Annotated in this window: 18 protein-coding genes; 15 read left to right on the plus strand and 3 right to left on the minus strand. The window is 60.1% G+C overall.

All coding sequences use genetic code 11. The annotated features are described in order from the left end of the window. Together JQK88_RS31055 and JQK88_RS31060 are read left to right on the plus strand one after the other, a co-directional pair. On the plus strand, window positions 1-608 hold a 608-nt coding region (locus JQK88_RS31055; protein WP_203280465.1), incomplete at its 5' end, for a cation:dicarboxylate symporter family transporter. A 149-nt stretch (window positions 609-757) separates the two neighbouring features. Then, window positions 758-1,444, plus strand: a complete 687-nt coding sequence (locus JQK88_RS31060; protein WP_203280466.1) for a DsbA family protein — start codon at window positions 758-760, stop codon at window positions 1,442-1,444. A gap of 388 nt (window positions 1,445-1,832) precedes the next feature. Here JQK88_RS31060 and JQK88_RS31065 read toward each other — a convergent pair whose 3' ends face one another. Then, window positions 1,833-2,042 (minus strand): hypothetical protein, encoded by a 210-nt coding sequence (locus tag JQK88_RS31065; protein WP_203280467.1) that lies wholly within the window; start codon window positions 2,040-2,042, stop codon window positions 1,833-1,835. Window positions 2,043-2,087: 45 nt separating this feature from the next. Continuing rightward, window positions 2,088-3,437, minus strand: coding sequence for an oxygen-independent coproporphyrinogen III oxidase (gene hemN / locus JQK88_RS31070; RefSeq protein ID WP_203280505.1), 1,350 nt, complete (start codon window positions 3,435-3,437; stop codon window positions 2,088-2,090). 156 nt (window positions 3,438-3,593) lie between these two features. Between hemN and JQK88_RS31075 the strand changes: the two genes are divergently transcribed. Beyond that, complete coding sequence (locus JQK88_RS31075; protein ID WP_203280468.1) at window positions 3,594-4,340, plus strand: Crp/Fnr family transcriptional regulator; 747 nt, start codon at window positions 3,594-3,596, stop codon at window positions 4,338-4,340. Between the two features lie 168 nt (window positions 4,341-4,508). Here the strand turns inward: JQK88_RS31075 and JQK88_RS36570 are convergent, their stop codons facing one another. Then, window positions 4,509-4,895: a hypothetical protein gene (locus tag JQK88_RS36570; protein ID WP_246750121.1), complete on the minus strand. Its 387-nt coding sequence runs from the start codon at window positions 4,893-4,895 to the stop codon at window positions 4,509-4,511. Window positions 4,896-4,945: 50 nt separating this feature from the next. Here JQK88_RS36570 and ccoN point away from each other — a divergent pair, with 50 nt between their 5' ends. From ccoN to JQK88_RS31140, 12 genes are all read left to right on the plus strand, one after another. Further along, entirely contained in the window at window positions 4,946-6,556 is a 1,611-nt protein-coding gene (ccoN, locus tag JQK88_RS31085; protein WP_203280469.1) for a cytochrome-c oxidase, cbb3-type subunit I, read from the plus strand. 11 nt (window positions 6,557-6,567) lie between these two features. After that, window positions 6,568-7,299 (plus strand): cytochrome-c oxidase, cbb3-type subunit II, encoded by a 732-nt coding sequence (gene ccoO / locus JQK88_RS31090; protein WP_203280470.1) that lies wholly within the window; start codon window positions 6,568-6,570, stop codon window positions 7,297-7,299. 11 nt (window positions 7,300-7,310) lie between these two features. Further along, window positions 7,311-7,460: a cbb3-type cytochrome c oxidase subunit 3 gene (locus JQK88_RS31095; RefSeq protein WP_123169363.1), complete on the plus strand. Its 150-nt coding sequence runs from the start codon at window positions 7,311-7,313 to the stop codon at window positions 7,458-7,460. A 2-nt stretch (window positions 7,461-7,462) separates the two neighbouring features. Beyond that, a complete protein-coding gene (gene ccoP, locus JQK88_RS31100) occupies window positions 7,463-8,326 on the plus strand; it encodes a cytochrome-c oxidase, cbb3-type subunit III (protein ID WP_203280471.1) in 864 nt (287 codons plus the stop codon). A gap of 161 nt (window positions 8,327-8,487) precedes the next feature. After that, the gene (gene ccoG, locus JQK88_RS31105; RefSeq protein ID WP_203280472.1) at window positions 8,488-10,047 is read left to right on the plus strand and encodes a cytochrome c oxidase accessory protein CcoG; all 1,560 of its coding nucleotides are present in this window, start codon (window positions 8,488-8,490) and stop codon (window positions 10,045-10,047) included. Then, on the plus strand, window positions 10,044-10,541 hold the full coding sequence (locus JQK88_RS31110; protein WP_203280473.1) for a FixH family protein: 498 nt from the start codon (window positions 10,044-10,046) through the stop codon (window positions 10,539-10,541). The genes ccoG and JQK88_RS31110 overlap by 4 nt, the downstream gene beginning before the upstream one ends. Further along, window positions 10,538-12,823 carry a cation-translocating P-type ATPase gene (locus JQK88_RS31115; protein WP_203280474.1) on the plus strand — a complete coding sequence of 762 codons (2,286 nt, stop codon included), beginning with the start codon at window positions 10,538-10,540 and terminating at the stop codon, window positions 12,821-12,823. The genes JQK88_RS31110 and JQK88_RS31115 overlap by 4 nt, the downstream gene beginning before the upstream one ends. Next, complete coding sequence (gene ccoS, locus JQK88_RS31120; protein ID WP_203280475.1) at window positions 12,820-12,975, plus strand: cbb3-type cytochrome oxidase assembly protein CcoS; 156 nt, start codon at window positions 12,820-12,822, stop codon at window positions 12,973-12,975. Before JQK88_RS31115 ends, ccoS begins: the two co-directional genes overlap by 4 nt. Window positions 12,976-13,266: 291 nt before the next feature. Further along, window positions 13,267-13,935: a substrate-binding domain-containing protein gene (locus JQK88_RS31125; RefSeq protein WP_203280476.1), complete on the plus strand. Its 669-nt coding sequence runs from the start codon at window positions 13,267-13,269 to the stop codon at window positions 13,933-13,935. Further along, window positions 13,935-15,116 (plus strand): 5-demethoxyubiquinol-8 5-hydroxylase UbiM, encoded by a 1,182-nt coding sequence (gene ubiM, locus JQK88_RS31130; RefSeq protein WP_192247923.1) that lies wholly within the window; start codon window positions 13,935-13,937, stop codon window positions 15,114-15,116. Before JQK88_RS31125 ends, ubiM begins: the two co-directional genes overlap by 1 nt. Before the next feature lie 281 nt (window positions 15,117-15,397). Then, window positions 15,398-17,272, plus strand: a complete 1,875-nt coding sequence (locus tag JQK88_RS31135) for an acyltransferase family protein (RefSeq protein ID WP_203280477.1) — start codon at window positions 15,398-15,400, stop codon at window positions 17,270-17,272. A gap of 393 nt (window positions 17,273-17,665) precedes the next feature. Further along, window positions 17,666-19,573: a putative bifunctional diguanylate cyclase/phosphodiesterase gene (locus JQK88_RS31140; RefSeq protein ID WP_203280478.1), complete on the plus strand. Its 1,908-nt coding sequence runs from the start codon at window positions 17,666-17,668 to the stop codon at window positions 19,571-19,573. The last annotated feature ends 350 nt before the right edge of the window (window positions 19,574-19,923 follow it).

The following is a 19,923-nucleotide window of genomic DNA, read 5'->3' on the forward strand; positions in this document are numbered from 1 at the left end:
GCTACATCAAGGAAGAGCTGCTGCTTGTCCTGGCAACCTCCTCCTCGGAGGCCGCGCTGCCCTCGCTCATGGACAAGATGGAGAAGGCCGGCGCCAAGCGTTCGGTCGTGGGGCTCGTCATCCCGACCGGATATTCCTTCAATCTGGACGGCACCAATATCTACATGACGCTGGCGGCCCTCTTCATCGCCCAGGCGACGAACACGGATCTCTCGATTGGCGATCGGATCCTGCTGCTTCTTGTTGCCATGCTCCCTTCGAGAGGAGCAGCTCGCATTACCGCTGCAGGCTTCGTCACGTTGGCTGCAACGCTCTTTGTCATCCCGACCGCCCCGCTCGCCGGCATGGCTCTGATCCTTGGCGTCGACCGCTTCATGTCCGAATATCGGGCGCTGACGAATGTCGTCGGCAACGCGGTGGCTTTGCTCGTCCTCGCCCGCTGGGGGGCGAGCCGGATGAAGTTCGATCGGCAAAGGCCCTCGCCAGCGGCACCTCGACGCTTTGACGGTGGAGAATCAAGACGTCCGGCCCGGCGAAGGGCGGTCGCGGCCGGCCAGCTCGCGCGAGCACCGCTCAGCCATTGGGGGCAGGGCGTGAAGCCGTCCTAGAGGAATTGCCAGCTGGCATCGGCACCGAGAGGGCCCCGCAACTTCCCATACTCCGGGAAGTACCGGGCAAGCGATCAAAAGCGATGACCGGCTTTACGCCAAAGGCACCGTTGCTGCCCTGCTGTTCACTGTTAATTGGAGACCGCCCCATGTCCAAGCCAACCCCCGGCCTTGTCGTCACGATCGCTCTTTTAGCCCTCGCCCTGCTTCTTTCCGCGCTGGGGGCGCTACATCATCCCGCTGTCATAGACTACCTGCAGCAGCTCGAAGACCGCCACCTCGCGGCGGAATTGAAGATCCTCATCGCGGCGCGCGGCGACGCACTCTTCAATGACCCCGCTGCGCCAACCGCTGGCAATCCGGAAGGCGACGTCGCTCTGGTCACCTTCTTTGACTACAACTGCCCGCCCTGCCGGGAGGCAGCCCTCAATATCGAGCAAGCCATCAAGGACGATCGGAGTCTGAAGCTTGTGTTCAAAGAGTTTCCGATCCTGGGACCGACTTCCAAATTCGCCGCGGTGGCGGCGCTCGCCTCCCATAAACAGGGAAAATACGAGACGTTCCACCGCGCCCTCATGGGTTTCCACGGCCTGGTCAACGAAAGGACCACCTTGACCATCGCAGCACAAGTAGGCCTCGACGTTGAGCAGCTCAAGCGGGACATGGAAGACCCGACCATCGCGGGCGCCATTGCGCGCAATAGCGCGCTCGCCGGCGATCTGTACATCACCGGCACGCCGGCGTTGGTGGTCGGCGACGAAGTGATGCCTGGCGTGGTCGATGTTGCCAAGCTGCAGCGCGCCATCGCCGATGCGCGATCAAAGCCGAAGGGTTGAGACGGTGCTTGAAATCTCCAATCGGCATTTTGACAGCACTGGCGGCCGGTGCAATCTCGTTCCTCTCGCCATGCGTGGCGCCTCTCGTGCCGGCTATATCTCTTATATGGTCGGCAACCCCGTAGTCGGCCGACCATATCATGCTGTCGGCGGCCGGCTTTCCATATTGCTTCTCGGCACCTTGTTCGCTCCCAGCGTCTCGACCGTATTCGTGACGCTGGGGGCGGCACGCTGATGGCCGGCCGTGACGACACGTTCGACATCGATGCCGTCGGAGCCGGGCCGGTCGGTCTTTCGTTCGCCTAATCGCTTGCGCCGCATCGCTTGCCCAGAGCGAACTCAAGGTGGCGTTGTTGAACAGCAGTCACTGGAAGGCTGGCGAATCCGGCTACAGCATCGATAGTCCGGCGGAGTTGCCGAATTCGACGATGCGCGCCTGCATGGCGTTGAAAATCAAGTAATTGCTTATAGCCTCCATGAGCTGGGCCAAGTCCCGCAGCGCCTTCCAGATCTGTTTCTGATTGGTCGCCGGGTCAAAATCCGCGATCGCACGTCCGCAATGCGACGGTAGCCGATGAATGGTCAAAACGTAGCGCAATCGGTTCACGATCGACTGAAAACCGTGACCGTTCCTCTGCGGTGCTCAGACTACCACCGAGTGCCTGGCCGTTCCACTTTCGAGATATTTGTCGAACTTCGCCGCAATGCTCCTCACGAAGGGACGACTTTCCGCCAGCACGACGAAACTGTCGCCTTGGAGTTCAAGCAGTCGAGCAGGATCCTGAAGAGCGATTGAGCTTGCCTGAATAAGGAGCTTTTGGCCGGCTTCCCCGAAGCTCTCCACCAGGTCGATCGCCGAGAAGGCGAAATCGCACATCAGCCGCTCGATGATCCAGCCACGGACCCGATCGTCGTCGGAAAAGGCGATGCCGCGGACGGCGGCCAGCCCGCCATTGGCGACCATACGTCCGTACTCAGCGGTCGAAGGATTGTTCTGCAGGTAGCCCTGGCGAAACCGGCTGATGGACGAAGGACCGACACCGATCAGCGTCTCGCAGCGATCCTCTGTGTAGCCTTGGAAGTTGCGATGCAAGGCCCCTGTGCAGGCCGCCGCCGCCAGCGCATCGCCCGGCTTGGCGAAATGGTCGAGGCCTATTGCTTCATATCCCTTGTCCAAAATCGCCCGCGCGGCGAGTTGCGATTGCGCGAACCGCTCCGTGGGACCGGGCAGCCATGCCTCGTCAATCATCGTTTGATGTTTCTTGAACCAGGGCACGTGAGCGTAGCCGAACAGCGCCATCCTGTCCGGTTCCAGGGTGAGCGCCTGCGCGACGGTGGAACACAGGCTCTCCCTGGTTTGATGCGGCAGGCCGTAGAGCAGATCCAGATTGACGGACTCGACGCCGCGGGAACGAACTCCGTCGACGACTACCTTGGTCTGCAAAAAGCTTTGTTCGCGGTTGATCGCCTTTTGCACTTTCGGATCGAAATCCTGCACGCCGAGGCTCGCCCGCGTCATGCCGATTTCGGCAAGCGCGTCAAGGCGTGCTTCGCCCATATCGTTCGGATCGATCTCGATGCTGATTTTCGCATTCGGAACAAAATCGAAGCTGTCCCGCAAGAACGCGCCTAGAGCCACCATATCCTCAGGCTTCAGCATTGTCGGCGAGCCGCCACCGAAGTGGATTGCGCGGACGAAGACCTTCCCGCTGATAAGGGCGGCAACCGTCGCGATCTCGGCGCGTAGCGAGCCCAAATAAGCCGTCACCGGTTCATAGTGACGTGTCTGCTTGGTGTGGCAGGCGCAAAACCAGCAGAGCCTGTCGCAGTAGGGAATATGCAGATAAAGCGATATCTCGTCACCGCCTTCGAGCGCCTCCAACCAGCCTTTCTGGACCGACGCGTCGACGCCCGGATGGAAATGCGGCGCGGTCGGGTAACTGGTGTAGCGGGGGACGTTCTCGCCAAGTCTGGCAGCTAATTCCGGTCGCATGTCGTGGTCCACCGTGTTTGAGTTGCCGGAACTCTGGACGCGTCGAACAGCCAAAGCCCTGATTTCGGTCAACCTCCAGCACGGACAAACTGCCGCAACGATTTTTCTGCCGTCGATTGCTATCCTGCCGGCACTTGGGATCGGTAGAGCGATCGAATGACATTACGGCAGGATATTCACAGTTCCGGCATTCCCGTTCTTTGCCTACCTTGCGAGGTACGGCAGCGCGGCGTCTGCGGTGCGCTCGATCCAGACCATTTGGCGCGGCTTGCCAAGACCTCGTCAAAGCACACCATTGAACCGGGGGTCGAACTGATCGGCGACGCCGAGGCCGTCGACAGATATTCAAACGTGCTTTCAGGCGTGGTGAAGCTGACGAAGAGCCTTTCGGACGGCCGCCAGCAAATCGTCGGCCTCCAGTTCGCACCGGATTTTCTGGGACGGCCCTTCAAGGTGAAAAGCGCGATCAATGCGGAAGCGGCAACCGCTGTCTCCCTGTGCTCGTTTCCGAGGGCGGCGATCGAACGGATGATGAAGGAATCACCGGAACTTGAGCATCGCCTGCTCAAGCAGACGCTGAACGAACTCGACGAGGCACGCGAATGGATGGTGACTCTGGGGCGCAAGACCGCACCGGAGAAGGTGGCGAGCTTTCTCCTCCTGATCGCCCGGAATATCGATTCCAGCGTTGGCCCGGCGGCCAGGTCGGCGTGCTTCGATCTGCCGCTGACGCGTGCCGACATCTCTGATTTCCTTGGACTTACAAACGAGACTGTGAGCCGCCAGCTGACCAGACTGAGAATGGACGGCGTGATCCGGATCGAGAACAATCGCCATGTCACGGTGGACAGCGTCAGCCGGCTGGAGAAGCGCTGCGGCGGCCGAGGCGCAACCGCCCTTTAGATGAGGCCTAAGCGCGCGGGGCCGTCGCTTACTCCGACCCGCGGCAGGACATGTTCGCGTTCGAAAGCGATGTGTCGCCGCAAGCCTCCGAAGAAGCCGCGCAGAATGAAACCGACGGCTTCCGCATTCTCCATCGTCTCGCCATGGCCGATCGCTAGCAGAATTCAGTCACCTCACCAAAAAAGCACTCGTCTTCGACGTGTTCGGCGCGCAACCGCCGGATAGAAGCGAGGCTGGCGTCGCCGCCGACGACAGCGGCCTCGTAGGCGGGAAAGACGATCGTTTCAGGCGATCGACGCTCGGCAGCGCATCAGCGATATTTTCCAGAGCATTGCAGAGCCCCAGTTTTTCCTTGTGCGCGCGCTTCATCACATCACGCGGAATCGCCTCCACGCCGGCCGGCCCGCGGACGCCGGACTTGTCCATGAGCGGGGCGGCCCGTGCTGCGTTTCCTCGTTCAATCGCCACCTTCGGATCGCACCGAACTCGATGCTGCCCGAAGCAAAATCGTTCGGCTCTGACATGGATCAGGGCGAGCAGGCGGCGGCTGCGCAATTAATGCACTGCGGATTTGGGTCCGCCGGAATTGGAGATCGGGATTTGCGATGAAATTCGGCACAGAGATCGTCCTTTTAAGCCTGTTTGCTTTTGCGGCCCTGGTGGCTGCTGACTTCGGCGTAGATGAACCTTTTCGCCAGCATATGTGGGTTTTGTTCTTCGCCGTGGCTGGCTTCACTGCGATCCTGTTGCGCAACACGGAGTTCAAGCCAGCAGTTCCGATCAACCCCGCCGCTTACATGGATGGTCCCGTCCGCTACGGGGCCATCGCCACAATGTTCTGGGGCGTCGTAGGCATGCTGGTTGGTGTGGTCATCGCGCTGCAGCTTGCCTATCCCGATCTCAACATCGAGCCCTGGTTCAATTTCGGTCGCTTGCGGCCGCTGCATACGTCGGCCGTCGTTTTTGCTTTCGGGGGCAATGCACTGCTTTGCACGTCATTATACGTCGTACAACGCACCTGCCGCGCGCGGCTGTTCGGCGGCGATCTCGCCTGGTTCGTGTTCTGGGGCTATCAGCTTTTCATCGTCATGGCTGCGACCGGCTATCTGCTCGGCATCACCGAGAGCCGCGAGTATGCCGAACCCGAATGGTATGTGGACCTGTGGCTGACCATCGTCTGGGTCGCCTATCTCATCCTGTTCCTCGGCACGATCCTGAAGCGCAAGGAACCGCATATTTACGTCGCCAACTGGTTCTATCTGTCCTTCATCGTGACCATCGCGATGCTGCATGTCGTCAACAACCTGTCGATGCCCGTCTCTCTGCTAGGCTCGAAGAGTTACTCCGCCTTTTCCGGGGTCCAGGACGCCCTGACGCAATGGTGGTACGGCCACAATGCCGTCGGCTTCTTCCTGACCGCCGGCTTCCTCGGAATGATGTATTATTTCGTGCCCAAGCAGGCGAACCGCCCAGTCTATTCCTACCGCCTTTCGATCATCCACTTCTGGGCGCTGATCTTCCTCTACATCTGGGCTGGTCCGCACCATCTCCACTACACCGCTCTGCCCGACTGGGCGCAGACGCTCGGCATGGTGTTTTCGATCATGCTGTGGATGCCGTCATGGGGCGGCATGATCAACGGCGTGATGACGCTGTCCGGCGCCTGGGACAAGCTGCGCACCGATCCGATCATCCGCATGATGGTGATGGCCATCGCCTTCTACGGCATGTCGACCTTCGAGGGTCCGATGATGGCGATCAAGACGGTCAACTCGCTGTCGCACTATACCGACTGGACGATCGGGCACGTCCACTCCGGCGCGCTCGGCTGGGTTGGCATGATCTCGTTTGGCGCGATCTATTTCATGGTGCCGAAGCTGTGGAACCGCGAGCGGCTCTATTCGCTGCGGCTGGTCACCTGGCACTTCTGGCTGGCGACGCTCGGTATCGTCGTTTACGCGGCGGTGATGTGGGTGTCCGGCGTCATGCAAGGCCTGATGTGGCGCGAATACGACGAGCAGGGCTTCCTGGTCTACTCCTTCGCCGAAACCGTCGCCGCCATGCATCCCTACTACCTCATGCGTGCCATCGGCGGCGCGATGTATCTGTCCGGCGCCCTTATCATGGCCTGGAACATCGCCATGACCATCTTTGGCTATCAACGCGAGGAGGATCCGATGCCGGGCTCCATCCCCGCCCTCCAGCGTGCGCGATGAGGAGCCAGAAAATGGGCTTGATCGACAAACACGCCGTCGTCGAGAAGAACGCCACGCTTCTTCTCGTTGGCTCCCTTCTTGTGGTGACCGTCGGCGGCATCGTCGAGATCGCGCCGCTCTTCTATCTCGACAACACGATCGAGAAGGTGGAAGGCATGCGCCCCTATTCGCCGCTCGAACTCGCCGGACGCAACATCTATATGCGCGAGGGCTGCTACCTCTGCCATAGCCAGATGATCAGGCCGTTCCGCGACGAGGTCGAGCGCTATGGCCACTACAGCCTGGCGGCCGAGTCGATGTACGATCACCCGTTCCAGTGGGGATCGAAGCGCACTGGACCGGACCTCGCCCGGGTTGGTGACCGCTACTCGAACGAATGGCACGTACAGCATCTCAGCGCGCCGCGCTCGGTGGTGCCGGAATCGGTCATGCCGAGCTACGCGTTCCTGAAGGATAGGCCGATTGAGGTGAAAGACTTCTCGACGCATCTGATCGCCAACACGCGTGTCGGCGTCCCTTACTCCGATGACATGATCGCCAACGCCAATATCGATCTGATGGCGCAAGCGGATCCCAACATCGATACGTCCGGCCTTGAAGCGCGCTACCCCAAGGCCAAGCTCGGCGACTTTGACGGCAATCCGCAACAGGTCACCGAGATGGATGCTCTCGTGGCCTATCTGCAGATGCTTGGCACGCTGGTGGATTTCAAGAATTACGACGAAGCCGCTGGCTACCGCTGAGGAGTGTGATCGTGGACTACAATTTGATGCGGGAATTCGCCGACAGCTGGGGCCTGCTCGCCATGGCGCTGTTCTTTGTCGGATGCGTTGCCTTCGCGCTTCGCCCTGGCGGCCGCCGGCAAGCTGACGAAGCCGCTCAAATTCCTCTCAAGGACGATTGACCATGAGCAGCGAGCACATCGATGAGGTCTCGGGCATCTCAACGACCGGCCATGAGTGGGATGGCATCCGGGAATTGAACAACCCGCTTCCGCGCTGGTGGGTCGTAACGTTTTACATCACCATTTTCTGGGCGATCGGCTACACCATCGCCTATCCGGCATGGCCTCTGCTGCATTCGGCGACGAAAGGTGTGCTCGGCTATTCCAGCCGCAACGAGGTCAAGAACGAGCTGACCGCGGCTGAAGCCGCCAAGGGCAAATATGTCGCGGCGGTGGAATCGAAAAGCGTCTCGGAGATTGCTGCCGACGACGCATTGCGCGAGTTCGCCGTCGCTGCCGGCGGTGCGGCATTCAGGGTCAATTGCGTGCAGTGCCATGGCTCCGGCGCGCAAGGCTCCAAGGGCTTTCCCAACCTCAACGACGACGATTGGCTGTGGGGCGGCAGCGCCGAGCAGATCCAGCAGACGATCACGCACGGCATCCGCTTCGCATCAGACCCGGATACGCGCCTGTCGGAAATGCCGGCTTTTGGCGACATCATCACGCCGGACCAGATCAAACAGGTCAGCGCCTACGTTGCCAGCCTGTCCGGCCTGGTCCAGGACGCAAGCCTGATCGAGCCCGGGGCCAATGTGTTCGCGGAAAATTGCGTCGCCTGTCATGGCGACACAGCAAAGGGCAACAGGGAGCTCGGCGCGCCCGACCTGACCGACGCCATCTGGCTCTATGGGCCGGGCGAGACGGCTATTGCTGCGCAGGTCCGCGCGCCGAAGCACGGCGTCATGCCGGCCTGGATCGGTCGTCTTGGCGAGACGAAGGTCAAGGAGCTTGCGGTCTATGTCCATTCGCTTGGCGGCGGAGAATAGGAACGGAAGCCTATTCTCGGCCCTCCCCGCCAAGCGACGAGGCCCGGCGCACGCCGGGCCTCGACACATTCCCGGCAGTTGCACCAACGGCGCTGCCCGCCCCGCGGCAATGTTTCTTCAACGCGGGTAAAATCAGCGGTTGCGCGTGAGTGGAGATAACCGTGCTGGATCAGACGCATGTAGAACGGCTGGAAGCCGAGGCGGTCAATTCCGCCAAGACCCGTCAGCCGCTCTATGCTGCGCGCAGGAAGATCTTCCCGAAACGCGCCTCGGGCAGCTTTCGCCGCTTCAAATGGCTGGTGATGGCGATCACGCTGGGCATCTACTATCTGACGCCCTGGCTGCGATGGGATCGGGGGCCGTTTGCCCCGGACCAGGCCGTGCTGCTCGACCTTGCCAACAGACGCTTCTATTTCTTCTTCATCGAGATCTGGCCCCAGGAATTCTACTATGTCGCCGGCCTCCTGGTGATGGCCGGCGTCGGTCTTTTCCTGATCACATCGGCTGTCGGCCGCGCCTGGTGCGGTTACACATGCCCGCAGACCGTTTGGGTCGATCTGTTTCTGGTCGTCGAGCGCGCCATCGAGGGTGACCGCAATGCTCGTATCAAGCTTGATGCCGGTCCCTGGACCGCCCGCAAACTCGTGCTGCGTGTATCAAAGCACGCCATCTGGCTGGTCATAGGCGCGGCGACCGGCGGCGCCTGGATCTTCTATTTCGCCGACGCGCCGACGCTGGTTGGCGAGCTCTTCACCGGCACCGCGGCGCCCGTCGCCTACATCACCGTCGCCGTGCTGACGGCGACGACCTATACGTTCGGCGGGCTGATGCGCGAGCAGGTCTGCACCTATATGTGCCCATGGCCGCGCATCCAGGCGGCCATGCTCGACGAGAATTCCCTCACCGTCACCTACAATGACTGGCGCGGCGAACCGCGCTCGCGTCACGCCAAGAAGGTGCTTGCCGCAGGGCTGCCCGCCGGCGACTGCGTCGACTGCAATGCCTGCGTCGCGGTCTGCCCGATGGGGATCGATATTCGCGACGGTCAGCAACTCGAATGCATTACCTGCGCGCAGTGCATCGACGCCTGTGACGGCGTCATGGACAAGCTCGGCAAGGAACGCGGGCTGATTTCCTACGCGACGCTCTCCGACTACAACGCCAACATGATGCTGGCGACCGCCGGCGGCTCCTGCCCGGTGACCCCCTCGTTGGTCAGGACGGTTGATGGCAAGTTCTCCGACAAGGTGGCCCATTTTCATATCGGCAAGATCTTTCGGCCGCGCACTTACGTCTACATGGCCGTGTGGTCGCTGATCGGTCTTGGTCTGCTCTATTCGCTGCTGACGCGCGACCGGCTCGAAGTCAACGTGCTGCATGACCGCAATCCGCAATTCGTCACGCTGCACGACGGTTCGATCCGCAATGGCTATACCGTCAAGCTGCTCAACATGATCCCCGAGCCAAGGACGATCGTCGTCACGATGCAGGGCTTGCAAGGAGGCGAAATGAGCGTGGTCGGCGACGACATCCCGGCAGGCCGCTCCTTCGCCATTCCGGTCGAGCCCGACCGCCTGAAGATGCTGAAGGTCTTCGTGCGCCAGCCTGCCGATCAAATCCATGGCACAGCGCAAACCTTCACATTCCGTGTCGAGGACAGAGCGAGCTTCGAGGCGGACGAATACACCGCCACCTTCAACGCGCCGGAGACAGCCAGATGACCGCCAAGGCACAAAAGCCGCGCGAATTTGCCGGCAGGCACATGTTGGCCATCATCCTTGCCTTTTTCGGGGTGGTCATCGCGGTCAACCTGACGATGGCGACGCTCGCCAACACGAGCTGGACCGGCCTCGTCGTCGAAAACACCTATGTCGCGAGCCAGCAGTTCAACAAGAAGGCCGAGGAAGGGCGGGCGCAGGCAGCGCTCGGCTGGACCGGCAAGCTGACGATCGCATCGGGCGAGGTCCGCTACAGCCTGAGCAACGCCGCCGGCAAGCCGGTTACCCTGCATGGCGTCAAGGTGCTGTTCCGCCATCCCGCCTACGAGAAAGAGGACAAGTCGGTCACGCTCGCACCCGCCACGGGTCAGGAATTCGCCGCTCAGCACATGCCGAAGGACGGCGTCTGGATCGTCGAGGTGGACGCCGATGCCGGCCTCGCGATGCCCTATCGCGACGTCCGCAGGATCATGATTTCCCATGGAGCGCTGCAATGAGCTGTTGTGCACCGGGCGCCGAAATGGCGCTGGAACTGGAAAACAGCATATCGGTCCTGCCATCAAGCCAGGAGATCAGGCTGGCAAGCCGATCGCTCGGCGGTGGTCTTAACCAGACTGACCTTTCAGTTCCAATGGTTCACTGCGCAGCCTGCATCCAGACGATCGAGACGGCGCTGGCAAAGCTCGACGATGTCGAAGGCGCGCGTGTCAATCTGTCGACGAAACGGGTCGCGATCCGGTGGCGTGGGGATCAGGTGCCACCTTTCGTCGCCGCGCTTGGCAGGCTGGGCTACGAGGCGCATTTGTTCGCCCCCGAGGTCGATGAGAAGGACAAGACGCTTGCGGAGCTGATCCGCGCCGTCGCCGTTGCCGGCTTCGCGGCCGGCAACATCATGTTGCTGTCAGTCTCGGTCTGGTCCGGCGCCGAAGGTGCTACCCGCGACCTGTTCCATTGGGTCTCGGCGCTGATCGCCATCCCGGCGCTGGCCTTCGCCGGTGGCATCTTCTTCCGCTCAGCCTGGAATGCACTGCGCCACGGCCGCATGAACATGGACGTGCCGATCGCGGTCGGGGTGTCGCTTGCCTATGCCATGAGCCTCTATGAAACGATCAATCATGGCGAACATGCCTATTTCGACGCGTCGGTTTCGTTGCTGTTCTTCCTGTTGATCGGTCGCACGCTGGATCACGTGATGCGGGAGCGTGCCCGCACCGCGGTGAAAAGCCTGTCACAACTGGCCGCGCGCGGCGCCATGGTGCTGCGCCGAGACGGCGCACGGGACTATTTGCCGGTTGGCGAGATCGCACCCGGCATGCAGCTGCTGATAGCGGCCGGTGAACGAATCCCCGTTGACGGCCAGATCATTCAAGGGGCGTCGGATCTTGACTGCTCGCTGGTCTCCGGCGAGAGCACGCCCAGAAACGTGGCGCCAGGCGAAGCCGTGCAAGCTGGCGTGCTCAATCTTACCGGCTCGCTGACGATCGAGGCTACAGCTGCCGCAAAGGATTCGTTCCTGGCGGAAATGGTTCGGCTGATGGAGGCCGCCGAGGGCGGTCGTGCGCATTATCGCCGCATCGCCGATCGCGTCTCGGCACTCTACGCGCCCGTGGTTCATCTCACCGCCTTCGTGACATTCCTGGGCTGGATGGCGGCGACCGGCGACTGGCACCGCGCGATGACGATCGCCATCGCTGTTCTCATCATCACATGCCCGTGCGCGCTCGGTCTCGCAGTGCCGATCGTCCAGGTGGTCGCCGCGCGGCGCCTGTTCGAGAACGGCATCATGGTCAAGGACGGCTCGGCCATGGAGCGCCTGGCGACGATTGATACGGCGGTGTTCGACAAGACCGGAACGCTCACGCTCGGCCAACCCCGGCTGGTCAATTCGGGCTCAATCGATCCAGTCATGCTGGCAATCGCCGCAGACTTGGCCGCGCATTCGCGTCATCCGTTTTCAAAGGCCATAGCCGGCTTTGCCACTCCTGGCGGGCAACACAAGTTCGATGCTGTCACCGAGCACCCGGGATTTGGAATCGAAGCCACCGACGCCGGAAGCACTTGGCGGCTGGGTCGACGCGGATGGGCTGGATCGAAGGCTCGAACCGGTGGTGAAGGCAAACACGGCTACGGCGGAACGGTGCTGACGAAAAACGGAATGATTGTCGCATCCTTCGCTTTCCAGGATGCATTGCGTGCCGACGCCTGTGCGGCCATCGATCAGTTGAAGCATGCAGGGATATCGGTGGAAATGCTGTCCGGCGATACAGCGGCAGCCTGTGCCGAGGTTGCGAAAGGGCTGGGTGTCGATGACTTCGTGCCCTGCCTGTTGCCATCCGGCAAGGTCGAACGCATCGAGACCCTGGCGAAGGACGGACACAAGGTTCTGATGGTGGGCGACGGCCTTAACGACACGCCTGCGTTGGGCGCGGCGCATGTGTCGATCGCTCCGGCCACCGCCGCCGACATTGGCCGCAACGCCGCGGACTTCGTGTTCCTGCGCGAAAGCCTTTTGGCCGTACCCCTTGCCCTGGAAGTCTCACGGAAGGCCGGACGGCTGATCCGCCAGAACATCGCCATCGCGATCGTCTACAACACCATTGCTGTGCCGATCGCCATTCTGGGGCACGTCACGCCGCTGGTCGCGGCAATCGCGATGTCTGCTTCGTCGCTGCTTGTCATTGGAAATGCGCTGCGATTGCAGGGTTTCGTGCTCGCCGAGGTGAGGGGGGCTCCCCCGGCAACGCGTTCGGGCATTCGCGCATCTGTGCAGCCGTCATGACGACGCTCGTCTACCTCATACCAGCAGCTCTGTTCCTTGGCGCGCTGGGGCTGTCCGGCTTTCTGTGGGCCTTGAGAAGTGGTCAGTATGAGGATCTTCACGGGGCCGCTGAGCGCATCCTCGTCGATCGGGACGACAAGCCGGAACGCTGACCCATATCGCTGTGCCGACGACTGTGCGGATGCCATCCTCAGCTGAGTCGGCTTGCTCGGCACTACTGGGGCTCCCCAGCCAGCTTAGCTAAGTCCCGCTGATGTAGATTTGTGAAAAGCCCCTATCGCTCGAAAGACTGCCTCGCCCGGATTTGTCTTGTCTGGCTGATCCAGATCAAGGTTATCTCCTCATCGCCGTGGTTTCGTCGACTAGCCTTTCAAGAGAGAACGCATGTCTAAGGGACAGTTTCGTCGTCACCATCAGCGTTTTCGCGGTTTTTGGGTTTTTTCATGATAGTGGTCGGCTCCTTCAATGGCTCGCGCCGCCGAACACCTCGGCGACCGGTCTGGATCAAGACCGACACGAAGAACGGTCAAAACCAAAAGTCAGCCGAGGCGTTGGGGCGCGACGCGGCGGCCAGATTGTTCTCGAGACCGCAAACGCCGAACGCGATCTTCGGCGGCAACGATCAGATCGCCGGCGGCGCGTGCGACACACTGCGCGAGATTGGCCTGGCAGTACCTACCGACGTGGCAATCGTCGGATTTGACAACTGGGACGTGATGGTGCTTGCGACGCGGCCGCAACTGGCCAGCATCGATGTGAACCTGAACGGGCTCGGACGCGAGGCTGCTGACAGCGTCTCGGATAGCATTTTCACTCATCTCGGGGGCGGTCCACCGATCCGTGCCTTCGTTTGCCAGTTCCACGACCTGATTGAAACCGGCCCTGCCAACAGGGGGGCATGGCGCTGGCTGGGCGGACCCAAAGACTGGTGCGATCAGCTGCGTCCGTGTTTTATAAGACTGCATCCTTCGTTGCCGATTTATGCGGACGTTCATGCGCAGTGGCTTGAGGCGACGCGGCGGGCACTGGAACCCCGCGCAATCGGTCCACAGTTTGCGGCTCAACTCCACCAGCATCTCACGCAGATAGCCGACGCGATGGCGGCACGCTGATGGCCGGCTCCGACCAGAGTTTCGATGTCGTTATCGTCGGAGGCGGGCCGGTCGGACTTTCCTTCGCCGCGTCGCTGGGGCAGAGCGAACTGAAGGTGGCAGTTGTGGAACAGCAGTCCTTGGAACGGCTGGCGAATCCAGCTTTCGACGGTCGCGAGATCGCGCTGACCTACTCCTCGATCAGAATCCTTCGCGAGCTCGGCGCCTGGGATGCCATCCCCGTTTCGCACAAATCACCACTGCAAGGCGCGCGCGTGCTCAACGGATCGAGCCCTTTCGCTCTGTGTTTCGATCCTCCCAGGGGATCTGGGGAACCACTCGGATTTCTGGTCCCAAATTGTCGGATCCGCGACGCCCTGTTCAAGATCATCCGCTTGCAGGATCATGCCCAGCTGATATGCGGCCAGTCGGTCGTCAGTGCAACAAACAGCCACAAAGGAGCAGTCATAAGGCTGTCCGATGGCAGGCAATTGACCGCTCGGCTTCTCGTTGCAGCGGACTCGCGTTTTTCCGCCACGCGCGACCTGCTCGGCATCGGCGCCGACATCAATCGGCTTGGCAAGGCGATGCTGATTTGCCGGGTAAGGCACGAGCGCGTCCATCAGCAGATCGCAGTCGAATGGTTCGATCACCATCAGACGATAGCGATGTTGCCGCTCATGGAAGGCGTGTCGTCGCTACTACTCACTTTGCCGTTAAACGAGGCCGATAGACTGCTTGCTTTCGACGACGATATGTTCCTGATGGAATTGACGAACCGGTGTCGAGGGCGCCTCGGAGAAATGACCTTGGCAAGCACCCGCCATAGCTATCCGCTGGTCACGACGTGGGCGCACAAGTTCTGGGCACCGAGCGCCGCACTTATCGGCGACGCTGCCATTGGCATGCACCCGGTGACTGCGCATGGCTTTAACATCGCCCTCAGCGGCCAGAAGCAACTCGCCCAGAGAATCCTGACAGTATGTCGCGACCGGCGCGACATTGCCGATCCCGACATGCTCCACCGATACGAAAGCTGCCTGCGCCGGTCGGCGGCACCGCTCTATCATGCTACGAACATCCTCGTCGGACTCTACTCAGGCGAGCACCCGGCGGCACGGCTTGCAAGACATGCGGGGCTTCGCTTTGCCCAATATCTTCCCTTTGTCCGCCATGGAATTTCGGCCATGCTGAGGCGGTGAGACCACAGTCACGATACCGTCGACAAATCTCAGGACGCGATCTCGCCCAGGGCTCCTCTTCTATCTCGCCGTCTAAGCGCGCGTCTTCGTCTCCTGAGCGATGACTAAATTTAGATAATTCTGCCCCTGCCAATGCCGCTTCCATGGTCTTGCGTTGCAAGGCCTCGAAATGGGATTCGGTTCAAGGCATGGCTGGGCAGGACTTCGACAACCAGCCGGCAATCAAACGCCGCCAGCGGAACGCCTTGATGTCACAGCCGAGGCCGTGCTTAGAGGAGCGAATGAATCGATTCGACTACCGGCCGGATATTGACGGCCTTCGCGCCTTTGCGGTTTCTGCTGTTGTCCTATTCCACGCAGGGTTCTCAACCCTTTCCGGTGGCTATGTCGGCGTCGACGTCTTCTTCGTGATCAGTGGCTATTTGATTACAAAGATAGTTGTTGAACGGGTGCGCGACGGAACATTCAGCTTTTCCGACTTTTACGCCCGGCGCGCACGCCGGCTATTTCCAGCGCTATTTTCCACGATCTTTGTCACGTTCTTTTGTGCCGCATTCATCCAAGGCCCAGATGACTTTCGCAGCTTTTCCGGCTCTGCCGCGATGGCGATCCTATCGCTGTCGAACGTCTATTTCTGGATGCAAAGCGGCTATTTCGATGCAGCCGCAACGACCAAGCCACTCTTGCACACTTGGTCGCTTGGGGTGGAAGAACAATTCTATCTGATCTGGCCAGCCATCATCTCCGCCTCGGTGCGGAAGGGCCGACTGGCCCTTATGGCCGTGGCCGCGTTTGGTCTCATCAGTTTCACGGCGTGCCTTTTGGCTATGCGCTTTGATTTAACGGCCGCGTTCTTCCTGACACCGTTTCGCATATTTGAGTTTGCGTGCGGAGCCGCCCTTGTGTGGGCCAAGACGCCAGGCCGGCTGTCTTCCGACATTGCTTACACGACCGGTGGCTTGGCAATCCTTTACGCCATTCTTCAGTTCGATGCCGGTACGTCGTTTCCAGGATGGCATGCGGCGCTCCCCACTCTAGGAACCGCGATGATGATCTACGGCGGGCGCAACGCCGTCGCTGCCTTGCCGCTTAAAACGGCACCGGCGCTATTGATTGGCCGAGCAAGCTATTCGATCTATCTCGTGCACTGGCCCATTATCGTCTTTTGGCTCCATGCAACCGGGCGCGACCTCGACACGCTCCAGGGCGTCGCCGCCATCGCTCTATCGATACTGCTTGGCTATTTGCTTCACGGTTTCATCGAGCGTCCGCTAAGATACTCCCATGCCTTTCAGGGCCGGCGGCTGGTGACGATCTGCGCTTCGGCCACCGCCCTGATTGTCGCACCGTCATTGCATAGCTGGGCTACAAAAGGCTGGACTTGGCGATTGCCAGAAGCGCTTCGCGGAGTAAACAGCTACGATATGGATGTTCTCACGAAATACGTATGGGCGAATGACATCCGCCTGAGCAGCAACACTTTTAAGCCTGGCAGAAAACATATCCTCATCGTGGGGGACAGCCAGTCCGCTGATTTTACGAACATTCTGTTAGAAGGAACCCACGAGCGGAACGTCGACATAGTCACCTATACGTTCAACTATGGCTGCAACATTCCATATGCCGATGATCAGCAGTATTGGGACCAGGAAAATATCTACACCACGTCAGACCCTTCCCTTGAGGAGAAATGCAAAGAGAGAAGCAACGCGCTCCTTTCCAGCCCCGCACTAAAAAAGGCGGATGTGGTTATCGTCGCGTTCCTATGGGAACGATACGGTGCGAAACGCATGCGTGCCGCCGCCGACAAAATTGAGTCAATCAGCCCAGCTCGCGTATATGTCCTGGGCAGAAAGAACCTCCTCAAGAGCAGCATTGATTTCGTTAACATGAACGGGAAGTTGGACGGGCTCGGGAGCTTGGCTGCGCGGTTCAAGGCTTCCGACACTCTCTTTATAAACAACATGCTGGCTCAGCAATTTGGCAATCGCTATCTGGACATCTTTTCATCAGTTTGCCCGGACCAAGATAAGTGCGTGGTGCTAGATGAAAAGCAACATCCCATCTTCTATGATGCGGCTCACCTGACCCAGAGCGGCGCACGATACTTCGCCAAGCACGCCGCTCGAAAGCTCACCGATCTCGCCAACTTGTGAGCAGGATTGGTATGGACCGTGTTGCCTTGTACACATTTCCGGCCACGTTAATCTCGCCACCAGGAGGATCACCCCCGGTCGGATTGCCAAACGCAATGCGGCCTCACCGATGAACACATCGGCCCGCTACAGCGGATGACCATAGCCAGAGGCAGATTGGAGCCGCTCGTGGTGAGTGTGGCTCGCGAGACCTGATAGAAGGTTGGCCTAAGCGACCAAATCCTACGCCAATCTTCTCCCAACGCGCTGTCATGACGGGCTAGCGGGCTCGGCATTGATTTGTTGGCTGAACGATTCCAGAAAGCTGTACCCCGCTGAATAGTTAACCCGTCCTTCAGTGAGCCTGCATAGGCTTGCGCTGCGACGAAGCCTGGAAAGCAAGCTAACCCATCCATGGCCCTGAAGAAAGAAGACACGCTGGAGGCCGGAATCCTTCAGGATCAGCTTGCTGACCTGAGGGTCGGTCTCTTCGTATCGATGCCGATCAGCACCGTCCTGTCAGGCCTGATTCTAGCGGTGCAGGCCCTTTCTGGCGGCGGCTCTGGCGCCGCGATCTGGTTTCTGGTCGTCAATGCAATAAATATCGGCCGCCTTGCACTCGCCCGTTATCAGCTGAAGGACACCAGACGCCAGGACGATCTAACGCGGATTTCGCCGCGGCTTCGCTGGTTTGGCATCCTTGCTCTTCTGGCAGGGTTTGCCTGGTCCTTTCTTGCCGTCCTGACGGTTGGATACACGATACCTCACGCACCGCTGCATCTGATCATTCTGGCGGGCATCTCAGCTGGTGCTGTTACATACGGCAGTTCATATGCCGCGGCAGCGACCAACTTCATCACACCGCCGCTCCTCATCACAGCGGGGTGCTTGCTGGCGAAAGGCAACTTTGAAGGGTACGTTCTTGCCTTCGCCGTTCTGCTCTTCCTGGGCGGCCTGGTTCGAGCCGCGTTTGTTGGACAAGCACGCTTCCGCGAAGCGAGCCGCCTGAGGCATGAGGCGGAGCGGCTGGCGGCCGAAATGGAGGCCAATTCCAGGCAGGACCACCTGACGGCCGTTCTCAACAGGCGTGGCCTCGAACACGCTATCAGTCAGTTCGAGACTGCAGATGGCCCCTTCGTTACAATGCTGATTGATCTAGACGGGTTCAAATCCGTCAACGATACCTACGGCCACAGGACCGGTGATGAACTGCTTGTCAGGATCGCCCGCCGCATAGAGCAGGAAGCACCGAAAGGCTCAACGCTCGCCCGAATCGGCGGCGATGAATTCGTGCTGTTTTTTCCCTCACTGGGGGATTCGCTTTCTGCCAGTGATCTCGCCTCCAATATCATAGCCAAAATTGCCCGCCCCTATCCTGAGGTCGCGTCCGTCCGGATCGGGGCATCGATAGGAATATACTTGGCGGAGAGCCCGGGACTGACAGAAATGTTGTTGCGGGCCGATATCGCCCTTTACACAGCCAAGCGTCGTGGCAGGAACGAATTTTGCCTGTTCGATGCCGAACTCGACGGGGAACTGCAACGCCGTCAGTCCATCGAACGCGACCTTCATTCAGCGATAAAGACGAGAAGCTTGGCCCCCTGGTTCCAGCCCATCGTAAAACTCGACACCGAGGCCGTGGTCGGTTTTGAAGCCTTGCTAAGGTGGTCCCATCCGATTCATGGTTCTATCTCTCCACCCGAAATCATCACAGCCGCACGCCAAACCGGAATGCTTCAGCTGCTGACCCAAACGGTCTTCGCCGACTGTTGTGCACTTATCGACGGCTTGGAGAAAGCTGGTTGTCGTGATCTTCGTGTGGCGATGAATGTATCACCGCGCGAACTGGAAGCCGGCGATATCGACGACATGGTTCTGAATGGACTGGCGGCAAAAGATCTCCCTGCAACGATGTTCGAAATCGAGATTACCGAAGAATCCCCGGTGGACCCGGACAGAGTGGATGAAAAGCTCGGACGGCTTTCACATGCCGGCATTTCCATCGCGCTCGATGACTTCGGCACCGGCTTTTCCACCTTGGCATCGCTCAAGGACAGCCGGATACGCAAGGTGAAAATAGACCAGGGCTTCATTCGCGGCTTGGCCAAGTCCCGGGAGGACCGGCTGCTTGTCAAAACGGTCATCGATCTTGGCAGGACGCTCGGGATCGAGGTCATGGCCGAGGGCGTCGAAACAGAGGCGGATCGGCAAACTCTGCTCAAGCTTGGCTGCAGAACCGCTCAGGGCTTCCTATTCTCCAAAGCGGTGCCTCTGAACCAAGCGCTCGATTTGGCGGTAAAAGAGCACGCGAAGGAGTTGTGACCAGCAGGGAATGTTCGCTCTGCCGTATAAGGAGTGCCAGTGGGCGAGGTGCAGACTTTCGGTCCCGATTGCCTGAGCCAATCAGGCGGCGGGCTTGAGTTCCTTCAAAGCCATCTCAAAGGCATCCTTGATCCGATTGGATACGTCCTCGGTAGCTTTCAACATCAAGGAATTGGGGTCAGCGAAAGTGAAATCGAGACTTGCATATCCTGTGAAGGCGAGGGCGCGATGAGACCACGCGACGTCGCGTTGGCGATCCTGCCTCCGGCGCTGTGGGCGATCGCCTCCGAGTTCGGAACTGGCGTCGCCAGTCAGCAGCTCCGTCTTTGTTGGACTTCATCCTGCGCACA

Origin of the sequence: Mesorhizobium caraganae (genome assembly GCF_016836705.1) — a bacterium.
GTDB lineage: Bacteria > Pseudomonadota > Alphaproteobacteria > Rhizobiales > Rhizobiaceae > Mesorhizobium > Mesorhizobium caraganae.

What these genes read in the sequence shown, in the direction of transcription:
- JQK88_RS31060 (WP_203280466.1), top strand. Translation starts at nt 758, where the DNA reads ATGTCCAAGCCAACCCCCGGCCTTGTCGTCACGATCGCTCTTTTAGCC.
- hemN (WP_203280505.1), bottom strand. Translation starts at nt 3,437, where the DNA reads ATGCGACCGGAATTAGCTGCCAGACTTGGCGAGAACGTCCCCCGCTAC.
- JQK88_RS31075 (WP_203280468.1), top strand. Translation starts at nt 3,594, where the DNA reads ATGACATTACGGCAGGATATTCACAGTTCCGGCATTCCCGTTCTTTGC.
- ccoN (WP_203280469.1), top strand. Translation starts at nt 4,946, where the DNA reads ATGAAATTCGGCACAGAGATCGTCCTTTTAAGCCTGTTTGCTTTTGCG.
- ccoO (WP_203280470.1), top strand. Translation starts at nt 6,568, where the DNA reads ATGGGCTTGATCGACAAACACGCCGTCGTCGAGAAGAACGCCACGCTT.
- ccoP (WP_203280471.1), top strand. Translation starts at nt 7,463, where the DNA reads ATGAGCAGCGAGCACATCGATGAGGTCTCGGGCATCTCAACGACCGGC.
- JQK88_RS31110 (WP_203280473.1), top strand. Translation starts at nt 10,044, where the DNA reads ATGACCGCCAAGGCACAAAAGCCGCGCGAATTTGCCGGCAGGCACATG.
- JQK88_RS31115 (WP_203280474.1), top strand. Translation starts at nt 10,538, where the DNA reads ATGAGCTGTTGTGCACCGGGCGCCGAAATGGCGCTGGAACTGGAAAAC.
- ccoS (WP_203280475.1), top strand. Translation starts at nt 12,820, where the DNA reads ATGACGACGCTCGTCTACCTCATACCAGCAGCTCTGTTCCTTGGCGCG.
- JQK88_RS31125 (WP_203280476.1), top strand. Translation starts at nt 13,267, where the DNA reads ATGATAGTGGTCGGCTCCTTCAATGGCTCGCGCCGCCGAACACCTCGG.
- ubiM (WP_192247923.1), top strand. Translation starts at nt 13,935, where the DNA reads ATGGCCGGCTCCGACCAGAGTTTCGATGTCGTTATCGTCGGAGGCGGG.
- JQK88_RS31135 (WP_203280477.1), top strand. Translation starts at nt 15,398, where the DNA reads ATGAATCGATTCGACTACCGGCCGGATATTGACGGCCTTCGCGCCTTT.
- JQK88_RS31140 (WP_203280478.1), top strand. Translation starts at nt 17,666, where the DNA reads ATGGCCCTGAAGAAAGAAGACACGCTGGAGGCCGGAATCCTTCAGGAT.